At 63.6% G+C, this 16,921-nt stretch carries 18 protein-coding genes and 1 pseudogene; 11 read left to right on the forward strand and 8 right to left on the reverse strand.

The features are described from left to right. Nucleotides 1-104: 104 nt before the first annotated feature. On the reverse strand, nt 105-1,046 hold the full coding sequence (locus tag ACVILI_RS06230; RefSeq protein ID WP_019860851.1) for a sugar ABC transporter substrate-binding protein: 942 nt from the start codon (nt 1,044-1,046) through the stop codon (nt 105-107). A gap of 315 nt (nt 1,047-1,361) precedes the next feature. After that, nucleotides 1,362-2,393 carry a LacI family DNA-binding transcriptional regulator gene (locus tag ACVILI_RS06235; protein ID WP_038651427.1) on the reverse strand — a complete coding sequence of 344 codons (1,032 nt, stop codon included), beginning with the start codon at nt 2,391-2,393 and terminating at the stop codon, nt 1,362-1,364. A gap of 165 nt (nt 2,394-2,558) precedes the next feature. Here ACVILI_RS06235 and ACVILI_RS06240 point away from each other — a divergent pair, with 165 nt between their 5' ends. Genes ACVILI_RS06240 through ACVILI_RS06250 form a run of 3 tightly spaced genes read left to right on the forward strand, consistent with a single transcriptional unit; the run spans nt 2,559 to nt 5,238 of the window. Then, nucleotides 2,559-3,650 (forward strand): fatty acid desaturase family protein, encoded by a 1,092-nt coding sequence (locus ACVILI_RS06240; RefSeq protein WP_038653683.1) that lies wholly within the window; start codon nt 2,559-2,561, stop codon nt 3,648-3,650. A gap of 38 nt (nt 3,651-3,688) precedes the next feature. Beyond that, on the forward strand, nt 3,689-4,003 hold the full coding sequence (locus tag ACVILI_RS06245; RefSeq protein WP_019862608.1) for a MocE family 2Fe-2S type ferredoxin: 315 nt from the start codon (nt 3,689-3,691) through the stop codon (nt 4,001-4,003). A gap of 5 nt (nt 4,004-4,008) precedes the next feature. Continuing rightward, complete coding sequence (locus ACVILI_RS06250; RefSeq protein ID WP_084791727.1) at nt 4,009-5,238, forward strand: NAD(P)/FAD-dependent oxidoreductase; 1,230 nt, start codon at nt 4,009-4,011, stop codon at nt 5,236-5,238. A 6-nt stretch (nt 5,239-5,244) separates the two neighbouring features. Here the strand turns inward: ACVILI_RS06250 and ACVILI_RS06255 are convergent, their stop codons facing one another. From ACVILI_RS06255 to hslV, 5 genes and pseudogenes are all read right to left on the reverse strand, one after another. Continuing rightward, a complete protein-coding gene (locus ACVILI_RS06255) occupies nt 5,245-6,219 on the reverse strand; it encodes a DUF1402 family protein (RefSeq protein WP_019862610.1) in 975 nt (324 codons plus the stop codon). A gap of 168 nt (nt 6,220-6,387) precedes the next feature. After that, entirely contained in the window at nt 6,388-7,698 is a 1,311-nt protein-coding gene (gene hslU, locus ACVILI_RS06260; RefSeq protein WP_027047638.1) for an ATP-dependent protease ATPase subunit HslU, read from the reverse strand. Nucleotides 7,699-7,700: 2 nt separating this feature from the next. After that, entirely contained in the window at nt 7,701-8,300 is a 600-nt protein-coding gene (locus ACVILI_RS06265) for a DUF2585 domain-containing protein (protein WP_027047639.1), read from the reverse strand. Between the two features lie 4 nt (nt 8,301-8,304). Then, nucleotides 8,305-8,826 (reverse strand): GNAT family N-acetyltransferase, encoded by a 522-nt coding sequence (locus ACVILI_RS06270; protein WP_019862613.1) that lies wholly within the window; start codon nt 8,824-8,826, stop codon nt 8,305-8,307. After that, a pseudogene (gene hslV / locus ACVILI_RS06275) lies at nt 8,816-9,368 on the reverse strand (ATP-dependent protease subunit HslV). The gene ACVILI_RS06270 and the pseudogene hslV overlap by 11 nt, the downstream one beginning before the upstream one ends. A 237-nt stretch (nt 9,369-9,605) precedes the next feature. Here hslV and hisB point away from each other — a divergent pair. From hisB to coaA, 8 genes are read left to right on the forward strand one after another with little or no spacing between them, the layout of a single operon-like run. Next, nucleotides 9,606-10,205: an imidazoleglycerol-phosphate dehydratase HisB gene (hisB, locus tag ACVILI_RS06280; RefSeq protein WP_038651433.1), complete on the forward strand. Its 600-nt coding sequence runs from the start codon at nt 9,606-9,608 to the stop codon at nt 10,203-10,205. Between the two features lie 3 nt (nt 10,206-10,208). Then, nucleotides 10,209-10,685: a DUF2628 domain-containing protein gene (locus ACVILI_RS06285; protein WP_240564616.1), complete on the forward strand. Its 477-nt coding sequence runs from the start codon at nt 10,209-10,211 to the stop codon at nt 10,683-10,685. Between the two features lies 1 nt (nt 10,686). Continuing rightward, nucleotides 10,687-11,337, forward strand: a complete 651-nt coding sequence (hisH, locus tag ACVILI_RS06290) for an imidazole glycerol phosphate synthase subunit HisH (protein ID WP_038651438.1) — start codon at nt 10,687-10,689, stop codon at nt 11,335-11,337. A 27-nt stretch (nt 11,338-11,364) separates the two neighbouring features. Further along, a complete protein-coding gene (hisA, locus tag ACVILI_RS06295) occupies nt 11,365-12,114 on the forward strand; it encodes a 1-(5-phosphoribosyl)-5-[(5-phosphoribosylamino)methylideneamino]imidazole-4-carboxamide isomerase (RefSeq protein ID WP_019862618.1) in 750 nt (249 codons plus the stop codon). Beyond that, entirely contained in the window at nt 12,111-12,947 is an 837-nt protein-coding gene (locus ACVILI_RS06300; RefSeq protein WP_038651441.1) for an arginase family protein, read from the forward strand. Before hisA ends, ACVILI_RS06300 begins: the two co-directional genes overlap by 4 nt. Then, entirely contained in the window at nt 12,944-13,738 is a 795-nt protein-coding gene (gene hisF, locus ACVILI_RS06305; RefSeq protein ID WP_038653686.1) for an imidazole glycerol phosphate synthase subunit HisF, read from the forward strand. Before ACVILI_RS06300 ends, hisF begins: the two co-directional genes overlap by 4 nt. A 34-nt stretch (nt 13,739-13,772) precedes the next feature. Beyond that, complete coding sequence (locus ACVILI_RS06310; protein ID WP_019862623.1) at nt 13,773-14,096, forward strand: phosphoribosyl-ATP diphosphatase; 324 nt, start codon at nt 13,773-13,775, stop codon at nt 14,094-14,096. A gap of 24 nt (nt 14,097-14,120) precedes the next feature. After that, a complete protein-coding gene (gene coaA / locus ACVILI_RS06315) occupies nt 14,121-15,080 on the forward strand; it encodes a type I pantothenate kinase (RefSeq protein ID WP_019862624.1) in 960 nt (319 codons plus the stop codon). 200 nt (nt 15,081-15,280) lie between these two features. Here coaA and ACVILI_RS06320 read toward each other — a convergent pair whose 3' ends face one another. Beyond that, nucleotides 15,281-16,825 carry a DegQ family serine endoprotease gene (locus ACVILI_RS06320; RefSeq protein WP_038651447.1) on the reverse strand — a complete coding sequence of 515 codons (1,545 nt, stop codon included), beginning with the start codon at nt 16,823-16,825 and terminating at the stop codon, nt 15,281-15,283. Nucleotides 16,826-16,921 lie beyond the last annotated feature (96 nt).

Here is a 16,921-nt window from a genome sequence, read left to right on the forward strand (position 1 = left end):
TTCTATCCTCCGTCAGCCGCGGTCGCGCCTCGAGCGCCGTCAGGCGCCGAGGGAAAGGGGAGCGGCGCTGCCTTCTGCGCGCGCGCCGCTCCTATGTCCGCGGCTCAGTTCTTCTTCAGGAACTTGTCGATGTTTGCCGGGGTGACAAGCTGGAACGGCACGTAGACCTTGTGCTCGACCTTCTCGCCCTTGGACAGTTTCAGCGCCGCATCCAGCGCGCCTGCGCCCTGGCCGGCGGCGTCCTGGAACACGGTTGCATCGAGGTCGCCGGCCTGCATGGCGGCAAGCGCGTCCTGCGTGGCGTCGACGCCGCCGACGACAACCGACTTCATGTCGATGTTGGCGGCCTTCATCGCCTGGATGGCGCCGATGGCGCTTTCGTCATTGTTGGCGATGACGCCGTCGAACTTCTTGCCGGTCGACAGCCAGTTGGTCATCAGGTTCTGCGCCTCGTCGCGGTTCCAGTTCGAGGTCTGCTTGTCGATGATCTTGATGAAGCTGCAGTCCGGCGTGGCGATCACCTCTTCAATGTCCTTGGTGCGCTGCACGGCGGCCTGGTTGGAAAGCTCGCCCATGATCACATAGACATTGGCTTCCTTCTTGCCGGCTTCCTTGAACAGGCGGCAGACTTCCTTGGTCTCGAGCGTGCCGGAATCGGCCTCGTTCGAGGCGACGAAGGCCTGATTGTCGGGCAGCGAGTTCACGTTGACCGGCTCGCGGTTGACATAGACCAGCGGGATCTTGGCGGCGGCGGCAGCGTCGGACATCGCCTGCGTGGCCGAGGTGTCGACCGGGTTGACGATGATGGCGTCGACGCCCGAAGCGGCGAAGTTCTTGATCTGGTCGAGCTGCTTGGCAACGTCGTTCTGTGCGTCTTCGACCTGCAGCTCGACGCCACTCATGCCCTTGGCCTGGGCGATCATGCCGTTGCGCAGCACGGTGAGGAAGTTGTCATCGAACTTGGCCATCGATACGCCGATCTTGGCGGCAAAAGCCGATGAACTCATCAGCGCCGCGAAGGCGACGCCCAAAAGCAGTTTCTTCATTGTATCTCTCCTCCACTTTTGGTGTCCGGTTGCACCGATCTATCCGGAATCCCCGATCTCCCCGGGGAATCTCTCCCTGATATCGCTTCGCTCCGTGTGGCATCCCCTACTTGGGCTGGCCCCTGCTTGAGCTGGAATGCCAAACCCTCTGTTTGAAACAGACGTTCCGGAACGAAAGAACCAAAATGTACAGTGGGTGAAATATTTATTCCATTCCAGCGGAACGTCAAGGGCGATTCCGCGGCCTGCCGCCGGATTTTCGGATCGTCCTGATGGATTCTATCATTTCCGGCGGCTGCTTCCGCCCGGCAAAGGTCAGATATTTTCCGGCAGATAGATGTCGAAGGGCAGGAAGGTCTGGCCAGGCGCATTGGCCGCGCCGGTCTCGATGGCATGCACCATGCGATCGACCAGTTCGCGGCAGAGCGCGGCGAGCGGCGTGGAGATCACCATGGTCAGGATGTTGTCGGCGAGTGCCGCGCGCGACTCGGCGTTGATCTCGTTGCAGACGACCACCGGCATATGCACCGGCCTTGCTGCCCGCAGCGCCGATACCGCGCCTTCCATGCCGCCGCCCGCGACGTAGCAGCCGGCAAGATCCGGATAGCGCGCCAGAAGATCGATCATCGCATCATGGGTCACCTGGTTTGCCTCCAGATTGACCAGCGTTTCCAGCACGCTGAAGTCGGGTGCATGCTCGCGAAAGAAAGAGCGGAAGCCGATCTCGCGCAACTCGTGGCCATGGAAGCGATGGCTGCCGACGAAGAGGGCGACCTTGCCGGGCTGCCGCGCCGCCCTGGCGATCATCCAGGCCGCGGTACGACCAACCTTGCGGTTGTCGAGGCCGACATAGCCCTCGCGGATACCGGCGGCAAAGTCGGACAGCAGCGAGAAGACCGGTTGCCCTCTCGCCTTCAACGCCTCGACCGCCGCCGTCAGGGTCGGATGGTCCGGGCCGACAACGGCGATGGCCCTCGATTTTGCCGCCAGCTTGCGCATCTGGGCAGCGATCTCGTCGGGGACCAGGGAACTGGCGAAGTCGATGGTTGCGGCGCCACGGAACCGCTGCGATTGCGACACCGCCAGTTCGAGCTCCGCCGCGAAATCGCCGTAGAAGACATCGTTGCCTCGCAAAAGCAGGAAGCCGAGCCGGTACTCCGGCAGTTCATGGCGCATCCGTTGCTTGATCAGGCCGGCCGCGTGATAGCCGATCTCGGTCGCGGTCTCATAGACGCGCCGCGCGGTCTCCTCGCGCACCGGCAGGCGATTGTTGAGCACGCGGTCCACCGTGGCAACGCTTACGCCGGAGATGCGTGACAGATCGGATATGGTCGGCCGTTTCGCCATGGTCGCCCTCGGTTCCGTTGCCGGGCACGATACATCATTCTGATAGGAAATGATAGAAACTATCTTTGTGATATTGAGTCTATCATGGGCAAGCGGTACTTTCACGCTAGAAGCCATATGGGCAACCGGCATTCGCCTGGGCGAGTGCCTGCCGAGGAGGCAATCATGATCACTGCGCCGTCCCGGCGGGACTACAGCCTGATCGGCCGCGACGCCAAACTTGCCGTGGAAACCGGCCTGTCGGCGGCCGAGTGGTATCACACCGACGTGTCCCGCAAGCAGATGAAGGAGCTGATGCAGCGCTCCGACGGGCCGGCGATCCGCGACACCGCGATCTGGCTGGCCGCGCTCATCGCCAGCGGCGCCGGTGGCGCCTGGTTCTGGGGCAGCTGGTGGTGCGTGCCGTTCTTCTTCGTCTACGGCGTCCTCTACGGCTCATCGACGGATTCACGCTGGCATGAATGCGGGCACGGTACGGCGTTCCGGACGCAGTGGATGAACGATGCGGTCTATCAGATCGCCTGCTTCATGATCATGCGCAATCCGGTGACCTGGCGCTGGAGCCACACGCGCCATCACACCGACACCATCATCGTCGGCCGTGACCCGGAAATCTCGGTCATGCGGCCGCCGGACCTGGTGCGCGCGCTGCTCGGCTTTGTCGGCGTGCTGGACGCCTGGCATGCGATGTCGGACATGCTGCGCAACGCCGCCGGCAACATCAGCGCCGCCGAAAAGACCTTCGTTCCCGAGCAGGAGCAGGGCAAGGCGATCCGCATTGCCCGCATCTGGACGGCGATCTATGCCGCAACCATCGCGCTGGCGATCTATTCCGGCTCGTTCCTGCCCTTGATGCTGGTCGGCCTGCCCAGGCTCTATGGCGCCTGGCATCACGTCATGGTCGGCCTGCTGCAGCATGGCGGCCTCGCCGACAATGTCATCGACCATCGGCTGAACAGCCGCACCGTCTACATGAACCCGATCAGCCGCTTCATCTACTGGAACATGAACTACCATGTGGAGCATCACATGTTCCCCATGGTGCCCTACCATGCGCTGCCCCGGCTGCATGAACTGATCAAGCATGATCTGCCGGCGCCGACGCCGTCGATCCTGGCCGGCTATCGCGAGATGGTCCCGGTCTTCCTGCGTCAGCTGCGCAACGAGGATTATTTCCTCAAGCGCGAACTGCCGCCGACCGCCAGGCCATACCGCGAGGAATTCCACAACGATGTCGTCGCCGCCGCTGCGGAATGATCGCGCGCTGGCTATCCGATCTTCCAGGGGAGGACTGAATGAGCGACTGGGTCGAGGCGTGTGCCGCCGGTGACATCGATGAAGAGGACGTGATGCGCTTCGATCATGGCGGCCGCACCTTCGCCATCTATCGCAGTCCCGACGATGACTATTTCGCCACCGATGGGCTTTGCACGCATGAAAAGGTGCATCTCGCCGACGGTCTGGTGATGGACGACATCATCGAATGCCCCAAGCACAATGGCCGCTTCAACTACAAGACGGGTGCGGCCCGTGGCGCCCCGGTCTGCGTCAATCTGAAAACCTATCCGGTCAAGGTCGACGCCGGCAAAGTCCTCGTTCAGATCGGGTGACGGAGATGGCGCGGGGCATGGTCATCATCGGCGCCGGCGAATGCGGCGGGCGGGCAGCACTTGCGCTGCGCGATCTCGGTTATGATGGGCCGGTGACGCTGGTCGGCGACGAGCCGTATCTGCCCTACGAACGGCCGCCTCTGTCCAAGGAGGCGATGGCCAGCGACGCGCCGGAAATCAAGGCGATCGCCAGCGACGCGGTGCTGGCCGAGAGGTCGATCCGCCATATCCATTCCGTCCAGGCCGTGGCGATCGATCGCGCCGCACATAGGGTGCGCCTGTCGGATGGTTCGGTCCTGCCTTACGACAAGCTCCTGCTGACCACCGGCTCGACCCCACGCAAGCTGCCGTTGCCCGGCCTTGGCGCGCGCTGCGTGTATCTCAGGACCTTCGCCGATGCGCTGGCCATTCGCGGCCATCTCCGTGCCGGCAACCGCATTGCCGTCATCGGCGGTGGCTTCATCGGCCTCGAACTCGCCGCCGCGGCCCGCAAGCTCGGTGCTGCGGTCACGGTCATCGAGGCGCAGCCGCGCATCCTGATGCGCGGCGTGCCGGCCGAGATCGCCGAAATCATCCATCAGGCCCATGTCGCCGAAGGCGTCGACATCGTGTGTGGTCAAGGTATTGCCTCCATCGCCGACGACGGCAGGCAAGTGTACCTGACACTCGCCGGCGGGCGCGAGATATCAGCCGACCTCGCCATTATCGGCATCGGCGCCGTGCCGGTGACCGGGCTCGCGGCCGAGGCCGGCCTGACGATAGACAATGGCATCGCTGTCGATGCCGAGCTGCGCAGCAGCGATCCCGACATCTTTGCCGCCGGCGACTGCTGTTCGTTCCCGCTTGCCGTCTATGGCGGCCGCCGCGTGCGGCTGGAGGCCTGGCGCAACGCCCAGGAACAAGGCGCACTGGCGGCAAAGAACATGCTCGGTGCCGGCGAGGCGCATGCGGCGGTGCCGTGGTTCTGGTCGGATCAGTATGGCCTGTCACTGCAGATAGCCGGACTTTCGGACGAAGGCCGAAACACGGTGCGCCGCGATCTCGGTGACGGCGCCTTCATACTTTTCCATCTCGCCGAAGACGGCAGGCTGGTGGCGGCCAGCGGCATCGGCCCCGGCAATGCGGTCGCCCGCGACATCCGGCTGGCCGAAATGCTGATCGGCAAGCGGGCCAAGCCGGCACCGGAGGCGCTGGGATCGCAGGCCGTCAAGCTGAAGTCGTTGCTGGCGGCGTGAACCGGTCTAAAAAAGCGCCTTCAGCTCCGGCAGCTTGTCGTTGACCAGCCAGCCGTAATAATTCTCCTCCGGCAGTTTTTCCGGCTCGCCTGCGGCGCGACGCCTGTCGTTCTCCGCCTTCAGCGCATCGGCGCGCTGCTCCGGATTGCCGACATTGTAGAGAGTCGCGGTCAGCCCGGGATTGCCCGAAATGTCGAAGCCGGCAATGCTCTTGTAGGCATCGATCGATTTCCTGATCGTCGCGGCGACATAAGGCAGTGTCAGATCGGGATCCATGATGGTCTTGTAGACCGAATTGGGGTCACCGACATCGAGCTTCGGCAGGCCCGACACCTTGTGCACGAGATCGCTCATCTGCAGCGCGGTCAGCGGGTTGAGCTGACCGAGCCCAAAAGTCTGGCCGGCATAATAGGGCTGGAAGAAGGTGGCGCCGAAGCGGTCATCGGGAAAGTCCTCGCCGCCGACGTTCTTGCCGCGAAACGTATGGTTCCAGACCTGTTCACGACATTCCCAGAGGTCGTAGCTGTCCGACATCCCGGCGCATTTCTTGAATTCCGGCCGCTGCACGAAATCGGTGATGTCCTCGCCATCATAGGCGAAGGAGAGCTTGCTGGAGAGGTAGGAGATCGCCTTGACGTAATAGGTCTGCAGCCGGTCATAGGCGTCGACATTGTAGGTGTGCTCGCCGACGATGGCGCCGACGATATGCATCGGATCGATGCCATAGGCGGCAGCGGCCTTCTTGATCTTGCCGCGCAGGTCGGGGTCGTTCTGCAGCAAGGCATAGACCTTGCGGTATTTCGCCTGGAAGGTGGTGTTGGTCGCCTGCGTGCGCCGGCTCGACGCGCCGGGGATATCGGGCTGCTCGGCATTGCGGTTTCCCGCCGGCACCAATGTCGCCGCCTCAGCCGCGAACAGCGTCGCCGCCAGCGTCAAGCCGAGAATGACTGGCCTGAGAATGATTGGGATGAGTTTTTTCATGCGTCCGCCGCCTGCAATCTTGCGGGCAAACTAGGGTAGTGCTCCCGTTCGAGTCGAGAGCGCCCCTTCACCCGGCAAGACGAAAGGTGGCCAGATGGTACCATCTGGCCACACATGATTGTTCTACCGGGTTGCCTGAACCGGCGCCGGACCAGCCGGCGCCGTGCTTTAAAGGATGAATCGCGACAAATCTGTGTTTCGCGACAGGTCGCCCACATGCTTTTCCACATAGGCGGCGTCGATGGTGACCGATGTGCCGTTGCGGTCGGGCGCGTCGTAGGAGATTTCGTCCAGCACCCGCTCCATCACCGTCTGCAGCCGCCTGGCGCCGATATTCTCGACGCTGTCATTGAGGTCGACGGCAATGCCGGCCAGCGAATCGATGGCGTCGTCGGTGAAGGTCAGGTCGACACCCTCGGTCTTCATCAGCGCGATATATTGCTTGATCAGGCTCGCTTCCGTCTCGGTCAGGATGCGGACGAAATCTTGCTTCTCCAAGGCCCGCAGTTCGACGCGAATCGGCAGGCGGCCCTGCAATTCGGGCAACAGGTCGGACGGCTTCGACACGTGGAACGCGCCCGAGGCGATGAACAGGATGTGATCCGTCTTCAACGGCCCGTATTTGGTCGCCACCGTGGTGCCTTCGACCAGCGGCAGCAGGTCGCGCTGCACGCCTTCGCGCGAAGGGCCGCCGGAAATGTCGGATCTGGCGGCGATCTTGTCGATCTCGTCGAGGAAGACGATGCCGTCATTTTCCGCGGCATCGAGCGCCCGGCGCACCACCTCGTCCTGGTCGAGCAGCTTGTCGGACTCGTCGCTGACCAGCAGATCGTAGGACTCCTTCACCGTCGTCTTGCGCAGCTTGGTCTTCTTGCCGCCCATCGCCTTCGACAGCATGTCGTTGATGTTGAGCACGCCGATATTGGCGCCCGGCATTCCGGGGATCTCGAAGCCGGGCATGCCGCCATTGCCGGTGTCGGCCACTTCGATCTCGATTTCCTTGTCGTCGAGCTCGCCGTCGCGCAGCTTCTTGCGGAAAGAGTCGCGCGTCGCCGGGCTGGCGGTCTTGCCGACCAGCGCTTCCAGGACACGTTCCTCGGCATTGATGTGGGCGCGCGCCTTGACGTCCTCGCGCATCTTTTCGCGGACGAGCCCGATGGCGATCTCGACGAGATCGCGGATGATCTGCTCGACGTCACGGCCGACATAGCCGACCTCGGTGAATTTGGTGGCCTCGACCTTGACGAAAGGCGCGCCGGCCAGCCGCGCCAGGCGGCGCGAGATTTCGGTCTTGCCGACGCCGGTCGGGCCGATCATCAGGATGTTCTTCGGCATCACCTCTTCGCGCATCTGGCCTTCCAGCTGCTGGCGGCGCCAGCGGTTGCGCAAGGCGATGGCTACGGCGCGTTTGGCGTCCTTCTGGCCGATGATGAAGCGGTCGAGTTCCGAAACGATTTCGCGGGGAGAAAATGTCGTCATAGCTAAATTCCACTTTGCCACTGCTTGATGGCCTCGAACGGATGCAGCAGCATGATCACGTTGAGTGTCAGATTGTCCCGGATGAGATAGCCGGTACCGAGTTCGAAGAGGATGGCGAGGCTGACGATCACCCATATAGGTAGCCTTCGCGCCATCACAAATCCCAGCACCATGGCCAGTGTGTCGGACACCGAATTGATGATGCTGTCGCCGTAATAATCGAGCGAGATGGTGCCGGCGCGGTAGCGGTCGATGATGAACGGGCTGTTCTCCAGCAGCTCCCAGCCGCCCTCGATGAGGACGGCGAAGGCCAGCCGCAAGCCGATCGGCGAACGCGGAAACAGGAACCTCGCCAAGGCATAGAACAGGAAGCCGTGGATGATGTGCGAGAAGGTGTACCAGTCGGAAATGTGCTGGGAATTCTCCGGACTGTTCACCACGCCATGCCAGAGTTTCACGTAGCCGCAGGTGCAGATCGGCGTCCGGCCCATGCCATAGAGAGCCCCGGCCTGGAAGATGAGCAGGCCAAGGACGAGCAGAAGACCCATGCGCCAGCTGTCTTCATAGGCCGAATAGCCATCATCCGCGGTCGGCTTGCTCATCTGGTTATTCCCCCATTTGTTCATCGTCGGCATCGATCGCCATCAGCACGACGTCGCCATAGACCGATTGCCTGCGGTCTATGGCCCGGAATCCGGCTTTTTCATAGGCGCGGATGGCCCGGATGTTGGCGGGGTTGGGATCAATGATGACGCGGGGCACACCTTCCTCGAACAGATCTTCGACGAACTGGCGTACGATCGCCGAGCCATGGCCGATGCCGACCAGCTCCGGCGGCCCGATCGACAAATCGATGCCGAGCGTGCCGAACGGCTGGTCGGCATAGGGATGGTCGTCTTCCAGATGCGGGTCGTAGCTCTGCAGATAGGCGATCGGCTTGCCGTCGAGTTCCACGATCAGCGGCTCGACCGAAATCGAGTCGATATGATCGCGAATCTCGGCGATCTCCGTCTCCGGATCGTTCCACCACTGGGCAACATGCGGCTCGGCGAGCCAGCCGGCGATCATCGGCAGGTCCTTTTCGGTAACCGGCCGAAAATCGTAGAGCACACCCTTCTCAGGCGGCATCGAGCGTTTCGACGACGAAATTGTTGTTGGTGTAGACGCAGATGTCGGAGGCGATCTGCATCGCCTTGCGGGCGATCTCCTCGGCATCCTTGTCGGTGTCCATCAGCGCCCGCGCCGCGGCCAGCGCATAGTTGCCGCCTGAACCGATGGCCATGACGCCATGTTCGGGTTCGAGCACGTCGCCGGTGCCGGTCAGCGCCAGCGAGACCGACTTGTCGGCCACCAGCATCATCGCCTCCAGCCGGCGCAGATAGCGATCGGTGCGCCAGTCCTTGGCGAGCTCGACGCAGGCGCGCGTCAGCTGGTCGGGATATTGTTCGAGCTTGGCTTCCAGCCGTTCCAGCAGTGTGAAGGCGTCCGCGGTGGCGCCGGCGAAACCGGCGATCACATTGCCGCCCTTGCCGATGCGGCGGACCTTGCGGGCATTGCCCTTCATGATGGTCTGGCCAAGGCTGACCTGGCCGTCCCCGGCGATCCACCACCTTGTTGCCCTTGCGCACCGTCACGATGGTCGTGGCGTGCATGGTCAGATTATCAGACATTTATTGGCTCCGATTCGCGCGATCCCAAAAGGCGATTGGCGCGGTACGAGTGATTTTATCGGCCATATGTATGCACGGGACCCATGATTGCAAATCGCCACTCCGGCAAGGCCGATACCTCTGTCCGAGGCAACTGGCAATCGCCGGATCATGCTGATAGAAGGCTTTCGTTTTCAAGCCGGTGAATGTTCGAAGCTCGTCTGCGGAGCTTTGAAACCCTGAGACAAGGACAAGGTCATGGCGCCCCGTTCCGCCGAAGCCAGCCGCAAGACCAAGGAAACCGACATCTCGGTGTCGGTCCATGTCGACGGCTCGGGCAAATCCGATATCGCCACGGGCGTCGGCTTCTTCGACCATATGCTCGACCAGCTGTCGCGCCATTCGCTGATCGACATGAGGGTGAGGGCCAAGGGAGACCTGCACATAGACGACCACCACACGGTCGAGGACACCGGCATCGCGCTCGGCCAGGCGCTGACCAAGGCGCTGGGCGAACGGCGCGGCATCATGCGCTATGCCTCGATCGACCTTGCCATGGACGAGACGCTGACGCGCGCGGCGATCGACGTGTCGGGCCGGCCGTTCCTGGTCTGGAACGTGTCTTTCTCGTCGCCCAAGATCGGTACTTTCGACACCGAACTGGTGCGTGAATTCTTCCAGGCGCTGGCGCAAAATGCCGGCATCACGCTGCATGTCACCAACCATTATGGCGCCAACAACCACCACATCGCCGAGACCTGTTTCAAGGCGGTGGCGCGCGCGCTGCGTGCCGCACTCGAGCCCGACCCGCGCCAGCCGGACGCGGTTCCCTCCACCAAGGGATCGTTGAAGGGATAGGCCATGGCCACCTATGTCGTGATGGAACCGCCCGGCCGCAGCGAGAAGGTCGACACAACGGCCTTTATCCGCGACGGCTTCACCTGGCTCGGCCTGCTGGCGCCGCCGATATGGCTCGCCTGGCACCGGCTGTGGATCGAGGCCGGACTTGCCTTCGTCGTCATGGGCGCGCTTTCGATGGCTGGGCAAAACCTTGGCCTTGGATTGGCAAGTTCACTGCTGTCGACGCTAGTTTCGTTCTATGTCGGCCTGGAAGGGCAGGGGTTGCGTATCGCGGCCCTGCGCCGGCGCGGCTGGCATGAATGGGGCGCGGTTCAGGCCGGCCGGCTCGACGATGCCGACATACGCTACGCGCTGGAGGTCGAGGCGCATGCGGAGGAAGCCGCGCCGCCGCCGCGCATCGTTCCGGATGCCGCCCAGGCGCGTCCGGCGCAGCCGGGCATGGCGCTGGGCCTGACCCACATACCGGGACGGCCCTGACATGCGGGTAGCAATCATCGACTACGGCTCGGGCAATCTGCGCTCGGCCACCAAGGCTTTCGAGCGCGCCGCGCGCGAAGCCGGCATATCGGCCGAAATCGACCTGACGGCCGATGCCGACCGGGTGCGCAGCGCCGACCGCATCGTCCTGCCCGGCGTCGGCGCCTATGCCGACTGCGCGGCCGGTCTGCGGGCGGTCGACGGCATGTGGGACGCGGTCGAAGACGTCGCCATCGCCAAGGGCCGGCCCTTCCTCGGCATCTGCGTCGGCATGCAGCTGATGTCTGAGCGCGGCCTGGAAAAGACCGTCACCCATGGCTTTGGCTGGATCTCGGGCGACGTCAAGGAGATCACGCCCGCCGATCCGGCTCTGAAAATCCCGCAGATCGGCTGGAACACGATCGAGCTCAGACGCCAACACCCGCTGTTTGTCGGCATTCCGACCGGACCGGAGGGGCTGCACGCCTATTTCGTCCATTCCTACCATCTCGACGCGAAAAAGCCGGCCGAGGTTCTGGCCGTCGCCGACTATGGTGGTCCGGTGACGGCGGCCGTCGCCCGCGACAATCTCGTCGGCACGCAGTTCCATCCCGAAAAGAGCCAGGCGCTGGGGCTGGCGCTGATCACCAATTTCCTGCGCTGGAGGCCCTAGTGCATGAGCAAGAAGGGCGCCTGAATCGTGATCCTGTTTCCCGCCATCGACCTCAAGGACGGCCAGTGCGTGCGCCTGAAGCACGGCGACATGGCGACCGCGACCATCTACAATGATGATCCGGCCGCGCAGGCAAAAGCCTTTGAGGACCAGGGCTTCGAATGGCTGCACGTCGTCGACCTCAACGGCGCCTTCAAGGGCCAGAGCGTCAACAGCGCGGCGGTCGGCGCCATCCTCAAGGCGACGAGGAACCCGGTGCAGCTCGGCGGCGGCATCCGCACGCTTGCGCAGATCGAGGACTGGCTCGACCGCGGGCTGGCCCGCGTCATCCTCGGCACGGTGGCGGTGCGCGATCCCGACCTTGTCAGGCAGGCCTGCAAGGCTTTCCCGGGCAAGGTGGCCGTCGGCATCGACGCCAAGGGCGGCAAGGTCGCGGTCGAGGGTTGGGCCGAGGCGTCGAGCCTCGGCGTCATTGAACTGGCGAGGAAATTCGAGGGTGCCGGCGTCGCCGCCATCATCTACACCGACATCGATCGCGACGGCGTGCTGACCGGCATCAACTGGGACGCCACCATCGACCTCGCCGAGGCCGTATCGATCCCGGTCATCGCTTCTGGCGGCCTCGCCTCGATCGCCGACATCGTGCGCATGACGATGCCCGATGCAAAGAAGCTTGAAGGTGCCATCTCCGGTCGCGCGCTCTATGACGGCCGCATCGATCCCGCCGAGGCGCTGGCGATCCTGCAGGGCCGGCCGGCGGCGGAGGCGAAATCGTGAAGATCACCATCATCCTCGCCTCCTATGACAGCGGCCACTATCACGGCGGCATGGGACAGGGCCCGGATGCGCTGATTGCAGGCGGTCTGGTCGACGCCCTGACCATTGCCGGCCACGAGGTCGCGGTCGCGGATATCGGCAGGGTCGGTGACGACCAGGAACGCGAGATCGCCACCGGTTTCGCCGTCTGCAATGCCGTCTCGGGCGAGGTCCGCATTGCCATCGACAGGGGGCGGTTCCCCATCGTGCTGGCCGGAAACTGCCTGACATCGGCCGGCGCGGTCGCCGGCGAGGGTGCCGATGCGATCATCTGGGCCGACCAGCATGGCGATCTCAACACGCCCGAGACCTCGGTATACGGCTTTCTCGACGGCATGGCGCTGGCGACCGTGCTTGGCCTGTGCTGGCGTCCGATGGCAGCGGCCATTCCAGGTTTCAAGCCGATCGATCCGTCACGCTGTGTGCTTGTCAACGCCCGCGATCTCGATCCGGCCGAGGAAGAACTGCTCAAGACCTTGCCGGTCATCCGCACCGAATGTCCAGGCATTGGACCAGCAACTGCGAAGCTGAAGGCCGCAGGCGCCAAAAGCGTGCACATGCATCTCGATCTCGACGTGCACGACCCCAAGGAACTGCAGGCCAATCGATACGTCACGTCAGGCGGGCCCAGCCCGGAACAGTTGCGCGACGCGGCCTGCGCCATCGCGCTGGCGGTGCCGGTCGTCGGCATCACCGTTTCCGCCTACGATCCGGCCTTCGACGCGCAGGGCGACGTCCCGCCGCTGGTCGGCGAGCTGCTAAACGATCTCATCGCCACGATAGAGGGCCGCTGATGCTGAAAGCCCGTGTCATCCCGTGCCTCGACGTCAAAGACGGCCGTGTCGTCAAGGGCGTCAACTTCGTCGACCTCATCGACGCCGGCGACCCGGTCGAGGCGGCCAAGGCTTATGATGCCGCTGGTGCCGACGAGCTCTGCTTTCTCGACATTACCGCCTCGTCCGACAACCGTGAAACCATTTTCGATGTCATCGCCCGCACCGCCGAACAGTGCTTCATGCCGCTGACCGTCGGCGGCGGCGTGCGCCAGGTCGCCGATATCAGGAAGCTGCTTCTGGCCGGCGCCGACAAGGTGTCGATCAACACGGCGGCGGTGAAGAACCCGGATTTCGTCGCCGAAGCCGCCGACAAGTTCGGTAACCAGTGCATCGTCGTCGCCATCGACGCCAAGAAGGTCTCCGGCGCTGGCGAGGCCGACCGCTGGGAGATCTTCACCCATGGCGGGCGCGAGAAGACCGGCATCGACGCGGTCGAATTCGCGCGTCAAATGGTCGATCGCGGCGCCGGCGAGATCCTGCTGACCTCGATGGACCGCGACGGCACCAAGGCCGGCTACGATATCGCGCTGACGCGTGCGATCGCCGATGCGGTGCGCGCGCCGATCATCGCTTCGGGCGGCGTCGGCACGCTGGATCACCTGGTCGAAGGCATTCGCGACGGCCACGCCGGCGCGGTGCTGGCGGCGTCCATCTTCCATTTCGGCACCTATACAATCGCCCAGGCCAAGGCGCATATGGCCGCCGCGGGCCTGCCGATGCGGCTGGACTCCTCGGGTGATCGGCCCTAGAGGCTGTTCCGGCTAAGAAAAGGGCCCAGGCGCCATGGCTGAATTTTCGTTCTCCGATCTGGAGACAATCATCAGGGACCGCGCCCATTCCGGCGACCCGGACTCCTGGACGGCGAAACTGTTCGCGCGCGGCATCGACAAGGCGGCCCAGAAACTCGGCGAGGAGGCGGTCGAGACGGTGATTGCCGCCGTCAAGGGCGACAGACAGGGCCTCGTTTCCGAAAGTGCCGATCTTATATATCATTGGCTCGTCGTTCTCGGCCTCTCGGGTGTTCCGCTGAGCGACGTGCTCAAGGAGCTCGAAAGCCGCACCGGGCGTTCGGGCATCGCCGAGAAGGCGTCACGGCCCCAGGGCTGACCGCGAAGGAGGGCAGGTATCTCGATGGATCAGCTCGCGCCAACCGAGAAATATTCCCCCTTTCGTTTCTTCTCGGCCGAGCAATGGTCGCAATTCCGCGCCGACACACCACTGACGCTGAGCGAGGACGAGTTCCGCCGCCTGCGTTCGCTCAACGATCCGGTTGACCTCGAGGAGGTCAAGCGCATCTATCTGTCGCTGTCGCGGCTTTTGTCCGCCCATGTCGAGGCGAGCCAGCTCTTGTTCCGGCAGCGCCAAGCTTTCTTCAACGCCGTCGATATCGTCAAGACGCCGTTCATCATCGGCATCGCCGGCTCCGTCGCCGTCGGCAAATCGACCACCGCACGCGTGCTGAAGGAGCTTCTGGCGCGCTGGCCGTCGAGCCCCAAGGTCGATCTCATCACCACCGACGGTTTCCTGCTGCCCAATGAGGTGTTGCGCCGCGAGAACCTGATGGAACGCAAGGGCTTTCCCGACAGTTACGATGTCGGCGCGCTGCTACGTTTCCTCTCGGGCATCAAGTCGGGGCTGCCCGATATCCGCGCGCCGGTCTATTCGCACCTCACCTACGACGTCATTCCCGGCGAGTTCGTCACTATCGACCGGCCCGACATCCTGATCTTCGAAGGCATCAATGTCCTGCAGCCGGGCAAGTTGCCGCAGGACGGCAAGATCGTGCCCTTCCTGTCCGACTTTTTCGACTTCGCCATCTATATCGATGCCGACGAGAAGCTGATCCACGAATGGTACATCGCGCGCTTCATGCGGCTGCGCGAGACCGCCTTCCGCAATCCGGACTCGTTCTTCCACCGCTACTCGCAGCTTTCGGAGGAAGCGGCGCGCGCCATCGCCGAAGGCCTGTGGTCCAACATCAATCTGAAGAATTTACGCGAGAACATCCTGCCGACACGCGCCCGCGCCGACCTCATCCTGCGCAAGGGCGCCGACCATCTGGTCGAGGAAGTGGCGCTGCGCAAACTTTAGACCCGAGTGTTTCACCGTTTCATGGAAACGGCGAAATGCTCTAACTCTTTGTTTTGGCGCAATTCCCAAGGGAAAGCGCTACGCGCTTTTCCCGGGAAAACCGCACACTTTTTCTGGAATTGCTCCAGCCAGATACCGAGGTGGCGGCCCCGCCTCCGGCAGGCCCGCCACTTCGACGTTCATGTCATCGGCATCGCGGCTCAGCCATTGGCGAACGGCACGGCGACATAGATCTGGCTGCCATCGCGTTCGATCAAAAGCAGCACCGACTTGCGGCCCGACTTGCTCGCCTGCGCGATCGCCTGCGTGACCTGCCTGGCGCTCTTCACCGGGGCCTGGTTGACGGCGACGATGACATCGCCGGGCTGAATGCCGGCAGCAGCGGCCGCCTTGTCGGGATTGACGCGCGCAACCACCGCGCCATGCTCATTGTCGGCGAGGTTCATTTCCTGGCGAATGTCGGGCGTGATGTCCATCAGGCCGAGGCCGATCGCCGGTGCGCGCGAGCCCTGCTCGGCGCTCGGTGCGCCGGAATCGTCCGTCGATGCCGTCTTAACATCGTCGCTGTTTTGCCCGACGTTGACGGAAATCTGTATCGCCTTGCCCTTGCGCCAGACATCAAGCGTTTCCTTGGCGCCGGGCGCGACATCGGCCACGGCCCGCGACAGATCCTTGGGATCCTTCACGTCCTGTCCGGCGAAGCCGGTGATGACGTCGCCGGCCTCGACTCCGGCGCTGGCGGCGGGCGAGCTGTCATTGACCTTGGAAACCAGCGCGCCGCCGGGGTGATCGAGCCCGATGGCGCTTGCCACGTCCGGCGTCACCGACTGGATCTCGACGCCGAGATAGCCGTACTGGATGGAACCGTCCTTCATCAGCTTGGCGACGACCTTTTGCGCCTGGTCCGACGGGATGGCGAAGCCGACGCCGACACTGCCGCCATTGGGCGAATAGATCGCCGTGTTGATGCCGACGACATTGCCGTTCACATCCACAAGCGGGCCACCGGAATTGCCATGGTTGATCGGCGCGTCGATCTGGATGAAATCGTCGAACGGCCCGCTATGCAGGTCGCGGCCGCGTGCCGAAACGATGCCGGCGGTGACCGTGGTGCCGATGCCGAACGGATTGCCGATCGCCAGCACCTGGTCGCCGGTCATCAGCCTGTCGGAATCGCCCCATTTGACCGTCGGCAAGGGCTTGTCGGATTTGATCTTGAGCACGGCAAGGTCGTTCTTGGCATCGCGGCCGACGAGCTTGGCGGGAAGTTCGGTACCGTCATCGAGCGTCACCTTGATCGAAGAGGCGCCGTCGACGACGTGGTTGTTGGTGACGATGGTGCCGTCGGCGCTGACGATGAAGCCGGAACCGAGCGCTTCGGCCCGTTGTGCCTGCTGAGGCGGCGTCTGCGGAGCGGGCATGCCCTGGTCACCGAAGAACTGGCGGAAATACTGGTCGAACGGCGAATTGCCGAGAGGCATGCCGTCATCGGCGCCTGCCGGCTGGGCCTTCATGATGGTGGTGACCGTGACCACTGCCGGCTTGTCGGCCGCCACGATCGGCGCAAAGGAGCCGTTCGGGGCCGTTATTCCGGCGACCGGGGTCTGGGTCGTCGCGACAATTTTACTGACGCCGGTGCTGTTGTTCGCGCTCTGGGCGAACGAGACGACGACGGGGGAGATGATCAGCGCAGCGCCCAGCAGGGCGGCGACGCGATGCCTACGAAGAATACCAAGAGGTGACATGGTCGTTCTGTCCGGGCGAGAGTTGATCGGGCGCCGCGGGCACCTTGGGAGAAGCGCCCGCCGGCGTGTCGACGACCGGATTGCCTGTCTCGCCGT

The sequence above is a fragment of the Mesorhizobium sp. USDA 4775 genome (assembly GCF_054062655.1).

Coding starts and splice junctions, on each gene's coding strand:
- ACVILI_RS06230 (WP_019860851.1), bottom strand. CDS start 1,046: ATGAAGAAACTGCTTTTGGGCGTCGCCTTCGCGGCGCTGATGAGTTCA.
- ACVILI_RS06235 (WP_038651427.1), bottom strand. CDS start 2,393: ATGGCGAAACGGCCGACCATATCCGATCTGTCACGCATCTCCGGCGTA.
- ACVILI_RS06240 (WP_038653683.1), top strand. CDS start 2,559: ATGATCACTGCGCCGTCCCGGCGGGACTACAGCCTGATCGGCCGCGAC.
- ACVILI_RS06245 (WP_019862608.1), top strand. CDS start 3,689: ATGAGCGACTGGGTCGAGGCGTGTGCCGCCGGTGACATCGATGAAGAG.
- ACVILI_RS06250 (WP_084791727.1), top strand. CDS start 4,009: ATGGCGCGGGGCATGGTCATCATCGGCGCCGGCGAATGCGGCGGGCGG.
- ACVILI_RS06255 (WP_019862610.1), bottom strand. CDS start 6,219: ATGAAAAAACTCATCCCAATCATTCTCAGGCCAGTCATTCTCGGCTTG.
- hslU (WP_027047638.1), bottom strand. CDS start 7,698: ATGACGACATTTTCTCCCCGCGAAATCGTTTCGGAACTCGACCGCTTC.
- ACVILI_RS06265 (WP_027047639.1), bottom strand. CDS start 8,300: ATGAGCAAGCCGACCGCGGATGATGGCTATTCGGCCTATGAAGACAGC.
- ACVILI_RS06270 (WP_019862613.1), bottom strand. CDS start 8,826: ATGCCGCCTGAGAAGGGTGTGCTCTACGATTTTCGGCCGGTTACCGAA.
- hisB (WP_038651433.1), top strand. CDS start 9,606: ATGGCGCCCCGTTCCGCCGAAGCCAGCCGCAAGACCAAGGAAACCGAC.
- ACVILI_RS06285 (WP_240564616.1), top strand. CDS start 10,209: ATGGCCACCTATGTCGTGATGGAACCGCCCGGCCGCAGCGAGAAGGTC.
- hisH (WP_038651438.1), top strand. CDS start 10,687: ATGCGGGTAGCAATCATCGACTACGGCTCGGGCAATCTGCGCTCGGCC.
- ACVILI_RS06310 (WP_019862623.1), top strand. CDS start 13,773: ATGGCTGAATTTTCGTTCTCCGATCTGGAGACAATCATCAGGGACCGC.
- coaA (WP_019862624.1), top strand. CDS start 14,121: ATGGATCAGCTCGCGCCAACCGAGAAATATTCCCCCTTTCGTTTCTTC.
- ACVILI_RS06320 (WP_038651447.1), bottom strand. CDS start 16,825: ATGTCACCTCTTGGTATTCTTCGTAGGCATCGCGTCGCCGCCCTGCTG.